This window comes from Corynebacterium singulare (genome assembly GCF_000833575.1).
GTDB classification, from domain to species: domain Bacteria; phylum Actinomycetota; class Actinomycetes; order Mycobacteriales; family Mycobacteriaceae; genus Corynebacterium; species Corynebacterium singulare.
Window position 1 is genome coordinate 2,125,562 of record NZ_CP010827.1, and the last position, 12,814, is coordinate 2,138,375.

Consider the following 12,814-nt stretch of genomic DNA (forward strand, 5'->3'; position numbering starts at 1 on the left):
AGTCCACGGGTTGGATATTCCTATTAAGGGCGTATCATCAGCCGGCGATGAACTCTATTCTCCGCATCGTCCGCAGTGCCTCCGCTCTGTGGCCGTTCTATCTCGGCGTCCTTATCACCGCATCAGTGACCGCTATTCTGTCGCTGCTGACCCCATTTATCCTCCGCGAGGCCACGGACACCGTCGTGGCCGGCGGAGCTTTGCGCACCATCGTGTGGTGGGTTTTCGCCCTTTTCGTGGCGGATGCGCTGGGCAACGTAGTGAAGAATATCGGGGGCTATATCGGCGACGTGATGGTCTCCCGCCTGCGCCAGATTCTCTCGACGCGCTACTTTGCCAAGCTGCTGTCCGTGCCGCAGGGCTACTACGACAACCAGGTCACGGGCACCATCATCGCGCGCTTGGATCGCTCGATTGCCAATATAACGCAGTTCCTACAGTCCTTCTCCAATAATTTCTTCGTCATGCTCATCCAGGCCGCGGCGGTCCTCGTCATCACTGCGGTGTATTACTGGCCGCTGGCGATTCTCTTGGCTGCGCTCTTTCCTATCTATATGTGGCTCACGGCAAAGACCTCATCGCGCTGGCAGAGGTTTGAGGCCATCAAGAATGAGAACATTGACCTGGCCAATGGCCGTTTCGCGGAAGTTATTGGCCAAGTGAAGGTGACCAAGTCCTTCGTGGCCGAAGCCCGTGAGCTGGCCTCGTTCGGTGGACGCTACCGCACCGTGGTGGATACAACGAAGCCACAGTCACGGTGGTGGCATTCCATGGACACCGCGCGTGGAGTAGCCATGGCGCTCATCTTCTTCGGTATCTACGGACTCATTTTCTGGCGCACACTGGAAGGCCATTTCTCCATCGGTGACATGGTCATGCTCCTTCAGCTGGTGAACATGGCCAAGCAGCCAGTGTTCATGATGAGCTGGATCGTGGATATCAGCCAGCGCGCTATTGCCGGCTCCAAGGATTACTTCAAGGTCATGGAGGAAACCCCGGAGCCCACGGTCAACCCGCAGCTGGTTTCTGCCGCTGCGGCGTCCGACGTCCCGGAGCTCGACCTCTCCCCTGTCGAACCGTTGGCCCCAGCTGAGGGTCCCGTCTTTGCTTTCGACGATGTGTCCTTTGCCTATGAGGCGGACAAGCCGGTGGTGAACGGCATCACTTTTAGCGCCGAGGAAGGGCACAAGGTGGCGCTCGTGGGCGAGTCCGGTGGTGGTAAGTCCACGTTGGTCAATCTGTTGCTGGGCCTGTACCAGCCCACGGAAGGCACGCTGTCGGTGCTTGGGCAGGACGTGGCCACGCTCACGGCGGAACGCCTGCGTGCCTCGGTGGGCGTGGTCTTTCAGGAGTCCTATTTGTTCTCCGGAACCATCAAGGAGAACATCGCCTACGGTAAGCCAGGGGCATCGATGGAGGAGATCATCGCCGTGGCCAAGCGGGCCAACGCCCACGGTTTTATCGAGGAATTCCCAGATGGCTACGACACCGTCATCGGCGAGCGCGGACTGAAGCTCTCCGGTGGGCAGAAGCAGCGCGTGGCCGTGGCACGCGCCATGCTCAAGGACGCACCGATCCTGGTCCTCGATGAGGCCACCTCCGCGCTCGACACCAAGGCCGAGCGCGCCGTGCAAGCAGGCCTGGATGAGCTCATGAAGGATCGCACCACGCTCATCATCGCGCACCGCCTGTCCACCATTGCGGATGTGGACACCATCGTCACGCTCGACCGCGGTGTCATCTCAGAGATCGGTTCGCCAGCCGAGCTCGCACAGAGCGACGGCATCTATGCCGAGTTGCTCCGCCTGACCCAATCCGCCTCCGCCGCAGACCGCAAGCGACTGAAAAAATACGGATTCGTGCAGACTCCCTCCGAGTAGGGTGGGGCCCATGCATTTTCCTAGTCTGAAAGAACTCTCCGCCCGCGGGACGCGCAAGTGGACCGTGTACGACGAGGATGTCATCCCTCTCTGGATCGCCGAGTCCGATTTTCTCACCGCACCCGCGGTGAAGGAGGCCATCCAGGAGGCCGTTGACGCCGAGTCCTTCGGCTATACCCCGGCCCCCAAGGCCTCGGAGCTCAACGCGGCCGTCGCCGATTTCTACGAAACACGCTATGGCTGGCGCCCGAAGCACGTGTTCTGGATCGGGGACGTTGTCCGCGGCCTGTTGCTCGGCGTGCAGTACTTCACCGAGGGCCCGGTTGCGGTCCCAGTTCCCTCCTACCCACCCCTCTTGGAGCTTCCAGAAACGGCAGGTCGCGAGAAGATCGAGACCTCCCTGGAGCTTGCGGACATTGAGCGTGCTTTCCAGGCCGGCGCCGGCTCCATCCTGCTCTCCCACCCGTACAACCCCCTCGGCATTGTCTTTGATGAGGAGTGGCTGCGTGGGCTGGTGGCGCTGGCGGATAAGTATGATGCACGCATTCTTTCCGATGAAATCCACGCGCCACTGGTCTACAAGGGCCGCCACATCCCGCTGGCCTCCCTGTCGGATCGCGTCATCACCGTCACCGCCACGTCCAAGGCGTGGAATACCGCGGGTCTCAAGTGCGCGCAGGTCATCCTGTCCAACTCCGCCGATGTGGCGCGCTGGAATGGCCTCACCGGAGTAGCCAAGGACGGCACAGGCACGCTCGGTGTGCTGGCGGCGGAGGCCGCCTACCGCAAGGGCGTGGACTTCCTCGATGAGGAAGTGGAGTACCTCAAGGACACCCGCGATTGGCTGGTGGATGAGCTACCCAAGCGCGTACCGGGGCTCAAGACGTCCCGCCCGGAGGCCACGTACCTCTTGTGGCTCGACTTCTCAGAGACGGCCATCGGGGATAATCCGAAACCGGCCGCGTGGGTCCGCGAGCACGCCAAGGTAGCCCTCAATGAGGGTGTGACCTTCGGTACGGGCGGCGAGCACCACGCGCGTCTCAATTTTGCGACCTCCCGTGAGCTGCTGGAAGAAGCTCTCGTCCGCTTGGAGAAGGCCTTCCACTAGAATTTACATCTCACGTCATGGGCATTATCCTTGGAAAAATGTCCATAAACGACGCTCAGGCCTCCCCGCATACAGCCTCGACTGGTTCTCCCGTGAAGACCATCGTCGTGGCTTCCCTCATGCTCTTCTCCATGTTCTTTGGAGCGGGCAACCTCATCTTCCCGCCGGAGGTCGGTGTCTCCTCCGGCACCAACTTCTGGCCCGCCACCTTGGGCTTCCTCGCCGCCGGCGTGGCGTTGCCAGTGCTCGCGATCATCGCCGTGGCCATCTCCGGGCAGTCTGTGCGCGATATTGGCAATCACGGCGGCAAAGTTTTCGGCGTTGCCTTCTCCGTCATTGCCTACCTCGCCATCGGCGCTTTCTACGCCTTGCCGCGCACGGGGGCGGTGTCGATGGAAACCGCCATTACCCCACTGCTGGGCTGGGAAGGTACTGCCGCCAACGGTGCCTTCAACGTGGTCTTCTTCCTTATCGCTCTGGTGCTCGCGTGGCGCCCGAACAACATCATCGACACCTTGGGAAAATTCCTCACCCCAGCGCTCGTCGCCCTGCTCGTCGTATTGATCACTGTGGCAACCGTGAGCAACCCACGCGTCCCGGGCACACCAACGGAGGAGTACGCGACCTCGCCGTTCGTCACCGGCCTGTTTGAGGGCTATAACACCATGGACGCCATCGCCGGCTTAGCCTTCTCCATCGTCATTGTGAACTCCCTTCGCTCCAAAGGTTTTTCCAAGAACACTGAGTTGCTGCGCGGCACGGTGGTCTCCGCGGTCATTGCCGGAATTCTGCTCGCCACGATCTACTTGGGCTTGGCGTGGATTGGCCAGACCATGCCGAACGGCTCCTCCTACGACTCAGGCGCCGCCTTGCTTGCCGACGCCTCCAACCTCACCCTCGGCACCACCGGCCAGGCCGTTTTCTCCGCCATCGTCATCTTGGCCTGCATGACCACCGCGGTGGGACTCATCTCCGCCACGTCAGAGTTCTTCGCCATGCTGGTTCCGAAGACCTCCTACCACTTCTGGGCCTGCCTCTTTACAGCGCTGTCCATCGCTTTTGCTTTCCAAGGCCTGGAGACCGTGCTGTCGATTGCCGTGCCCTTCATCATCTTCCTGTACCCGCCGGCCATCTCGCTCATCGCTCTCACCTTGCTGCAGCCAGTGGTCAAGCGCTGGGTGACCTTCCACAGGGCATTCCGACTTGCACTGTGGGTATCCGTGCTGTGGTCTGCGGCTACCTCCTTTGGCGCACCGCTAGACTTCTCCCCTGGTCAGGACGTGGGCTTGGGCTGGGTTGTTCCCACCCTCCTTGCGTTCATCATCGGCGTTATCATCGATGTTGTATCTACAGGCTCTGAAGAAAGAAGTGAGTAACTCATGACGCAGCGCGCCGCCTTGTCCATCCTCGATTTCTGCACCATCTACGAGGGAGAGTCCCCCGCCCAGTCAATGGCCAGGTCGGTCGAGCTGGCACAGCGCGCGGAAGCCTTGGGGTTTAAGCGTATGTGGTACACCGAGCACCACAACATGCCCTCCATCACCTCCTCATCCCCGGCCGTTCTCATCGCCCACATTGGCGCCAAGACCGAGCGCATCCGCCTCGGCTCAGGCGGCGTGATGCTGCCCAACCACGCTCCCTATGTCATCGCCGAACAGTTCGGCACCTTGGCCGAGCTCTACCCCGATCGCATCGACCTGGGCCTGGGCCGCGCCCCTGGTACCGATATGCAGACCTTGGGCCGCGCGCTGCGTCGCGATGGCCACGCCGCGGAGCGCTTCCCGGAGGACATCAGGGAGTTGCAGGGCTACCTCGCCGGCGCATCCATCATTCCGGGCGTTCAAGCCATCCCGGGCGCTGGCACCAATGTGCCCATCTATATCTTGGGCTCTTCCATGTTCGGCGCCTCACTGGCAGCCAAGTACGGTCTGCCCTACGCCTTTGCCTCCCACTTCGCCCCGCAGCACCTCGAGTCCGCCACCGCCTACTACCGCGAGAACTACCAGCCTTCCGAGTCCTTCCCCGAACCCTATGTCATCGCCGGCGTCAACGTCACCGCAGGTGAGAACGCCGAGGAGGAGTTCGAGCGCGTGTGCTTCCGCCGCGTCAAGGCCTTTGTGGGCAGGGGCAAGCAGCTTTCTGACGCCCACGTGGAGCAGATCATCTCCACCGCCCAGGGCCAGCAGATCCTCGACATGCTCAAGTACTCCGCCGTGGGCAACGGCGAGCACGTCCGCGAGTACCTTGCAGAGTTCCAAGAGCTAGCACAGGCGGACGAGCTCATGATTTCACTGCAGTCGACCAATCACGAGAAGGTCTTGGGTAACATGGAAACACTGGCGCACGCGTGGGAGTTGTAATGTTTCCCCAACGTGCAAGACTTTTTTGCATGCGCGTGAATTAATATTAGACCTGTTTTAACAGTATCAACATTGAGGAGAATGGCCGTGTCACTTCGCGGTACCCAGCAGCACAGCAAGATTGCTGACTATCTGCGCGGACTCATTCGCAGCAAGCAACTCGCCCCAGGTGACTTCCTGCCCAGTGAAGCCGAGCTCTGCGAGCAATTCTCCTCCTCCCGTGGGCCTGTCCGCCAAGCCGTTGCCGCCCTGCGCTCGGAGGGCCTCATTTCCTCCGGCCGCGGCCGGCGTTCCGTCGTATTGGGCCGATTCACCTCCGAGTCTTTCGACTCGATTTTCTCCGTGACGCACTGGCTCCGCGAGCGCGGCTTCGAGCCCGGCGCGAAGACCCTGTGGCTCGCTCGCTGCCCCGCCCCGAAGAAGGTGGCCAACTTCCTGCAGGTGGACGAAGGTGCCCCGGTCGTCTTCGTGCACCGCGTGCGCAGCGCCAACGACTTTCCCATTTCCATCGAGCGCATGTATTTCCCGCTGGAGGTGGGCAGCCACATCCTCAACTTTGATGCGGACAACGGCTCCATTCACGATCACCTCAGCGCCAAAGGCGTCGAGTTCGACAATGTCAACCGCGAGCTCTCCATGGCGCGAGCCACGGAGGAGGATGCGCGTTCCCTCAACATCGACACGGGCACCCCGCTGTGGCGCCTGCACCTCGACATCTCCGATCACTCTGGCCACCCCGTCGAGTGCACCGAAATCCTTTACCTCAGTGACCGCCTCACGCTCGGCATGACCAGCGTGCGTGGCACTACCTCCCCGCTTGAAGTCAAGCTCTCGGAAGGATGAGAACCCGACTGACTCTGTTGGGGCTGCTGGGGGCGGCGTCGCTAAGCGCATGCTCTGCAGGCTCCACCGCGATTGTGGATGCTGATTCCACCGCGCTCACCTTAGCTACCACCACGCCCGCAACGTCCCTGGACTTCACCACCGTAGGTGGTGCAGCCATCCCTGCTGCACTCATGAGCAACGTCTACGAAACCCTCGTGCGTATCTCTCCGGAGGGTGACATCGTTCCGGGCCTAGCCACATCCTGGGAGGCCGAACCTACGCGCTACACCTTCCACTTGCGCGAGGCCTCCTTTTCCAATGGCGAGGCCTTTACTGCGAACACCGCCGCTTGGTCCATCAACGCGGTGAAGACGGAGTGGACCAACGGCATTAGTGCGCAGATGGACGTCGTCAAGCAGGCCACGGCTGTCGACGATCACACGCTCATCGTCGAGCTCTCCCGGCCATCGGCCGGCTGGCTATGGTCGATGGGCACCGCCATTGGTGCCATGCGCACCCCTACCGAAGCCGTGGGCACTGGCCCCTTCGCCGTGGCGGGGTTCTCCCCCGGTGAATACATCGCTCTCGAGGCCCGCAGCGACTACTGGGGAACGCCAGCCGCCGAGGACATCACCATCCGTTACTTCCCCGATTCCCTCACCGCGGTCAACGCACTGCGCTCCGGAGGGGTCGACGCGGTGTGGGGCGTACAAAACCCCGAGTTGCTCGACACCCTCGAGGACTCCATCCACACCGCCATCGGGACCACCAACGGTGAGGTGCTGCTCTCTATGAACAACCAGGCAGCGCCCTTCGATGACCCCCGCGTGCGCCGCGCTGTGGCTTATGGCATTGACCGTCAGGCAGCCAATGACATCTTGTGGCAGGGCCGCGCCCGCGACACCGGTGGGGCGCCCGTACCACCGAGCGACCCGTGGTTTAGCGGCCAGGATTACTACCCCTTCGACCCCGCCCGTGCCCACACGCTCATGGAGGACGCCGGGGCCGTGGGCACCCCCTTGACGCTGACCGTCCCGAGTCTGCCTTATACCCAAACCCTCTCGGAGTTCCTCTACTCCCAGCTCACCGAAATCGGTTTCGATGTCACGCTGGAAACCGCCGAATTCCCTGCGGTATGGCTGAGCCAGGTCATGGGCGCGAAGGAGTACCAGATGTCTCTCGTGGCGCACGTTGAGCCGCGCGATATCCCCACCATCTTCGGCAACCCGGACTATTACATTGGCTATGACTCCGCGCAGGCCCGCACCTTGCTCCAGCAGGACGATATGAGCGGAGCCGTCGACCAGATCATGGCCGATATGCCGGCCCTAACGTTGATGAATATGCCCAACATTGTGCTCTACCGCGATGGTCTTACCGGCCTTCAGCCCAACCAGATCACCGACGCCATCGAATTGCGAGGTGTGCGATGAGAGTTCTGCGTTTTATCGGCACGTTGTTCGCTGCCTCGATCATCATCTTCCTGCTCATGCGCGCTGTACCCGGCAACCCGGCGCGCGTAGCCTTGGGCGTCAACGCCACCGACGAGGCCGTCGAGAAGCTGACGCAGTCCATGGGGCTCGACCGCCCCCTCCTCGTGCAGTACCTGGAGTGGATGAAGGGCCTTTTCACGGGAAACTTTGGCATTTCTCTGTCCTCCCAGCAGGACATCACCCCGCTTGTCCTCGACCGCGCACAGGTAACCCTGCTGCTCATCGGTCTGGCCATCGCCCTCGCTCTTGTAGGCGCCATCCCCATGGGCATCCTCCTCGCGCGATTCCGCCTCCCGGTGCTCAACGCGGCGACGCAGCTGGGCATCGCGGTGCCGAGTTTCTTAGTCGGCATCCTCCTCGTCGCGGTCTTTTCCGTACATCTGGGCTGGCTGCCGGCCAATGGCTGGCAGCTGCCGCGTGAGGGATTGAGCCATCTCGTTCTACCGGTGATTTCCCTGGCGTTGGTGCAGGGCGCGATGCTCACCCGCTACGTCCGCGTCACCCTCACGGAGGAGATGGACAAGGACTATATCCGCACCGCGCGCTCGCTGGGTGAGTCCCGCACTGGGGCGCTCATCCGCCACGGCCTGCGCAACGCGGCGCTGCCCGTCCTCACCGTGACGGGCGTGCAGCTGAGCACGCTCGTGGTGGGCGCGGTGGTCATCGAGAATGTTTTCGTCATCCCAGGTTTGGGCTCCATGCTTCTCGACGCCGTCTCCACCCGCGACCTCACCACAATCCAAACGCTCATCATGGTCTTTGTCACCTTCACCCTCACCGTCAACTTGCTCACGGACCTGGCCTACCGCGTCATCGATCCGCGCCTCAAGGAGGCCCGATGAAACCCGGTTATCTTCTCGTGGGTCTTACCGTCCTGCTGGCTCTCGTCTCGCTGGTGTGGACGCCCTATGACCCGAACCTCATCTCCCCCGACCGCCTGGCCGGCCCCAGCCTCGAGCACCTCATGGGTACCGACCGCTTTGGCCGCGATACCTTCTCCCGCATCCTCACGGGCGCGCAGGTCACACTGCTCGTGGGTGTCGTAGCGGTGGCTATCGCCGCTCTCATCGGTGTGCCGTTGGGCATCATCGCGGGGATGCGCGGCGGCGGGGTCATCATGGCCGCGGCCGATCTCCTCCTAGCTTTCCCGGCGTTGCTGCTGGCCATCGTCGCCGGCGCGGTGTGGGGCTCGTCCACGCTCACGGCCACCATCGCCATTGGTATTGCGGGCATTCCCTCCTTCATCCGCGTCACGCGCTCCGGCACTCTGCAAATCATGACGCAGGATTACATCGCCGCGGCGCGCATCTCGAAGGTGCCTCCGGCACTCATCGCGTGGCGCCACGTGCTGCCCAACCTCGGCGGCATCATCGCCATCCAGGCTTCGGTGTACTTTGCGCTGGCCGTTCTCGCGGAGGCCGGCCTGTCCTACCTGGGCCTGGGCACCGCCCCTCCAACGGCCTCGTGGGGCCGCATGCTTCACGACGCCCAACCCCTCCTGGCCACCCACCCCCTCCAAGCTCTGTGGCCCGGGCTGGCCATCGCCGGCACCGTCCTCGGATTCAACCTTCTAGGAAGCCATGCTGACCGTCACTGATCTGCGCGTGGGCTCCGTCGGCCCCTTCACCTTCGAGATTGCCCCGGGCGAGCGCGTCGGGCTCGTCGGCGATTCCGGCAGCGGCAAGTCCCTCACCGCGCTCGCCATCATGGGCCTGCTGCCTGACCATCTCGAGGCCACCGGCTCCATCTGCTTCGAGGGCCAGGAGTTGCTCGGTATGCGCGACCGCGACCTGCGCCAGCTTCCCCTAGCTATGGTCTTCCAGGAACCCATGACTGCGCTCGATCCCCTCCAGAAGGTTCCGGGCTTCAACCGCTTCCCGCACCAGCTCTCTGGTGGGCAACGCCAGCGCGCCCTCATTGAGATGGCCATGGCGCGCAAGCCCAAGCTGCTTATCTGCGATGAGCCCACCACGGCCCTCGATCCGCGCACCCAGGAGGAGATCCTCTCCGACATCGCCTCCGTCACCGACAACCAGGACACCGCGCTGCTGTTCATCAGCCATGATCAGAAGGTGGTCGAGCGCCTCTGCGACCGCGTCGTCCACATCGGTGAGATGACCACTCCGGATCTCAGCTTGCCACCCACCCCTACCCTGGGCGAGCCCGTCATTACCCTTGACCACGTCACTAAGACCTACCGCGGGGTCACCGCGCTGGATGATGTCTCCCTGACCGTCCGCGAGGGCGAACGCCTGGGCATCATCGGCGGCTCCGGCTCCGGCAAATCCACACTTCTCAAGCTGCTCACCGGCTTGATAAAGCCCACGTCCGGCACCGTCACCGTCTCGCGCCGCTTCCACATGGTCTTCCAAGACCCCAAGAGCTCACTCAACCCGCGCATGCCCGTATGGAAAATCGTGGCCGAAGGCGGCGGCACCCGCGAGGAGGCCGAGCGCGTGCTCCGCGAGGTCGGCATCGACGGCGTCGAGCGCTATCCCCGTGATTTCTCCGGTGGTCAACGCCAGCGCATCTCACTCGCCCGCGCGGTGGTGGGCAAGCCCGAGATCCTGCTGGCCGATGAAGCCGTCTCCGCCCTCGACGCCACCTCCCGCGCGCAGGTCCTCGAGCTGATCCAGCGGGTGACTCGGGACATGACGTTGGTGTTTGTGTCGCACGATATGGACGTCGTCAAGCACTTGTGTCCCACCGTGGCCGTGCTGCAGGACGGCAAGCTCGTGGATTCTGGCGAAACGAGTAAGGTGTTGTCCCGTTATGGAACACCCTCTGCCGCAACGCCCTAGCGCTCTCCAGCTCTTCACCGCCTTCAACACCTCCGCGCGCCGCTGGCCCGGCGCCCTGCGCGCGGCGCTAGCGATCATCATTCCTGGCTTGGTGGCCATCCTCATCGGACACCCCGACGCCGTGCTCTTGGTCTCCGCCGGAGCGTTCTCCGTCATCTACGGTGAGGGGCACCCCTACCGCACGCGGCGCCGCATCATCCTCACTGCCGGCGCGCTGCTCACTCTCGCGGCGACGGTTGGCTCCCTCATCGATGGCTTGGTCTTAACGGCGGTATTCACGGTAACGCTGGCGACGGTGGGCGCGTTCGTGCAGAACGCACTGCGCCTGCCGCCGCCCGGCACGTTCTTCATGGTGATGGTGGCGGGCGGTTCCACCATGCTGCGCGGGATTTCGCCATGGGAGGTCGCCGGGTGGAGCCTGGCGGGCGTGGCTGCCGGCTACGTGCTGGGCATGTTGCCGCGCTTCTGGGATCCGCACGGCCCGGAGACGCGGGCGGTCGCCGCACTGGAGAAAGCTGCCGCGGCCTTTGTGGACTCCTCCTCGGATTTCCTGGCCAAACACCACCAGGCGCAGTCCGCACTGTCTACGGCGTGGCAAGCGCTTGCCGACGCCGGCGTCATCCGCGGTGGCCGCATTCGCCGCCCTGCCCAGGCCTCGCTGGTGCATCGCGCCCTCGCCGCGCAGCAACGCATCGTGGCCCACCACCAGCAGGTGGGCGGCAACTCAGACGACCTGTCGGATGCGCCTACCTATGTCGACCCCGACCGCACCACGATTCCGCATACCAAGCCCACGATGCGCTACCGCATGTACCGCGCGGCCGTGGGCAACTCGCATGCGGTGGTTACTGCGGAAAAGATTGCGCTGGGTGGTCTGGTGACCGCGTTTCTGGGTTTGGCGCTGGGGCTTCACCGCCCGGACTGGGGCGCGGTATCGGTGCTGCTGCTCTTACAGTGGGGCCCAGACCGCGTTCCGGGTACGATTCGCGGCCTGCAGCGCATGCTCGGCTCCGTGTTGGGCGTGTGCGTCTTCGCACTCATCGCTTCCTTCAGCCCGCACGGCTGGGGACTGTTGCTGGCGCTGGCATTCTGCCAGTTCTGCGCGGAGATTCTCGTGGTGAAAAACTATGCGCTGTGCGTGGTGTTCTCCACCCCACTGGCGCTGCTCATGGGCAATTCCTCGGGCCATCTGGCTCAGACGATTGGTCAGCGCATGGCGGAAATCGGGCTATCCGTGGTGGTAGCCATGCTGGTGCTGTGGCTGTGGAAGCCCAACGCGCAGATGCTCAACCACCACCGCTTGCAAACGCGCTGCTTCGAGGCCATGGCGGCCCTGCTCGGCGCGCTGCTTATCAAGACTCCGGAGGAAGCCTTGGCGCAGCGCCGTGACCTGCACTACGAGCTGCTCTCGGAGCGCCGCAGTATGCAGTCCCTGGCCACCAACCGCTCTGACATCGAACATTTCTGGAAGCGCCACACGGCTCTACAAGCAGCTGGCTATTATCTGTTGGATTTCTGCGTCGTCAACCCGCTCTCACAACCCAGCCGCGCGGAGCTAGACACACTCATTGAGCACATCACCGAAGCGGAAACTCGTCGATGACCTCGTAACGCGGCCCGCCCCCGCGTCCTTCCCCAAGAAAGGACTGCACCAAGCTGATGGTGCTGACCTCGAATTCCGGTCCGCGGTAGACACTCAGCGCGTGGACAGCATCCGGAATAAGCCAGGGGTCGCGCGTACGACGCCCCGCGCGGGCCAGCGTGAGATGCGGACGGGATGGTTCCAGCATGAGGTGCGTGATGTGGCCGTGCACTCCAGCCCACAGCACGTTTTTGTCAAAGGACCCCGCCCCGCTCAGACTCAGTGTCACGGGCGCTCCTTCAATTCCGCGGAGCATCTCGCGGACCTCGGCGGCATCATTGGGCTGATCCCCGAAGAAATCCAGCGTGATGTGCCAATTATCTGGATCGACCCACCGCAGCCCATTATCCTTCAGAGGGCGTACCGCCCGCACCAGATGCTCCCGCGCTTCCTCCGAGGGGAAAAAGGCGCTGAAAAGGCGGATCATCTCACCGTCAACAGGAGTTTTGGATCCAACACGTGCTCTTCCACGCGCTCAAAGACGGCAAAGGCCTCCTCTAGCTCGCGGACATTCTCATCAAAATTAGGCAGCGGCATGGCATTCCAATCGACGCAGAAATAAGTGCCCCTATCCTAACTCACAGCGCTGTCATTTCGCTTATCTGAGACAATGGTGGCCGTGAACTCTTAGAAAGCCACCGCCTGGGGCGATGAAAACCATCGAGTTTTCGAGCTATCCATCGAGCGCGCCGACGACGGCCGCGG

General features: G+C 62.9%; 11 protein-coding genes. 10 read left to right on the plus strand and 1 reads right to left on the minus strand.

Annotated elements, in window-relative coordinates:
- The first annotated feature begins 47 nt into the window (after positions 1–47).
- From CSING_RS09825 to CSING_RS09870, 10 genes are all read left to right on the plus strand, one after another.
- Positions 48–1,880 (plus strand): ABC transporter ATP-binding protein, encoded by a 1,833-nt coding sequence (locus tag CSING_RS09825; protein ID WP_042531882.1) that lies wholly within the window; start codon positions 48–50, stop codon positions 1,878–1,880.
- Between the two features lie 10 nt (positions 1,881–1,890).
- Complete coding sequence (locus CSING_RS09830; RefSeq protein WP_042531884.1) at positions 1,891–2,988, plus strand: MalY/PatB family protein; 1,098 nt, start codon at positions 1,891–1,893, stop codon at positions 2,986–2,988.
- 38 nt (positions 2,989–3,026) lie between these two features.
- A complete protein-coding gene (gene brnQ / locus CSING_RS09835; protein WP_042533382.1) occupies positions 3,027–4,364 on the plus strand; it encodes a branched-chain amino acid transport system II carrier protein in 1,338 nt (445 codons plus the stop codon).
- Between the two features lie 3 nt (positions 4,365–4,367).
- Positions 4,368–5,348 (plus strand): LLM class flavin-dependent oxidoreductase, encoded by a 981-nt coding sequence (locus CSING_RS09840; RefSeq protein WP_042531886.1) that lies wholly within the window; start codon positions 4,368–4,370, stop codon positions 5,346–5,348.
- A gap of 81 nt (positions 5,349–5,429) precedes the next feature.
- Positions 5,430–6,191 (plus strand): GntR family transcriptional regulator, encoded by a 762-nt coding sequence (locus tag CSING_RS09845; protein ID WP_321969364.1) that lies wholly within the window; start codon positions 5,430–5,432, stop codon positions 6,189–6,191.
- Positions 6,188–7,606, plus strand: a complete 1,419-nt coding sequence (locus tag CSING_RS09850; protein WP_042531889.1) for an ABC transporter substrate-binding protein — start codon at positions 6,188–6,190, stop codon at positions 7,604–7,606. The genes CSING_RS09845 and CSING_RS09850 overlap by 4 nt, the downstream gene beginning before the upstream one ends.
- Positions 7,603–8,508, plus strand: coding sequence for an ABC transporter permease (locus CSING_RS09855; protein WP_042531890.1), 906 nt, complete (start codon positions 7,603–7,605; stop codon positions 8,506–8,508). The genes CSING_RS09850 and CSING_RS09855 overlap by 4 nt, the downstream gene beginning before the upstream one ends.
- Entirely contained in the window at positions 8,505–9,263 is a 759-nt protein-coding gene (locus CSING_RS09860) for an ABC transporter permease (protein ID WP_042533386.1), read from the plus strand. The genes CSING_RS09855 and CSING_RS09860 overlap by 4 nt, the downstream gene beginning before the upstream one ends.
- The gene (locus CSING_RS09865; RefSeq protein ID WP_042531892.1) at positions 9,247–10,467 is read left to right on the plus strand and encodes an ABC transporter ATP-binding protein; all 1,221 of its coding nucleotides are present in this window, start codon (positions 9,247–9,249) and stop codon (positions 10,465–10,467) included. Before CSING_RS09860 ends, CSING_RS09865 begins: the two co-directional genes overlap by 17 nt.
- Positions 10,439–12,070: an FUSC family protein gene (locus CSING_RS09870; protein ID WP_042531895.1), complete on the plus strand. Its 1,632-nt coding sequence runs from the start codon at positions 10,439–10,441 to the stop codon at positions 12,068–12,070. Before CSING_RS09865 ends, CSING_RS09870 begins: the two co-directional genes overlap by 29 nt.
- Here the strand turns inward: CSING_RS09870 and thpR are convergent.
- Positions 12,045–12,536: an RNA 2',3'-cyclic phosphodiesterase gene (thpR, locus tag CSING_RS09875; RefSeq protein WP_052471417.1), complete on the minus strand. Its 492-nt coding sequence runs from the start codon at positions 12,534–12,536 to the stop codon at positions 12,045–12,047. The two genes, CSING_RS09870 and thpR, sit on opposite strands and share 26 nt — an antisense overlap.
- Positions 12,537–12,814: the final 278 nt, after the last annotated feature.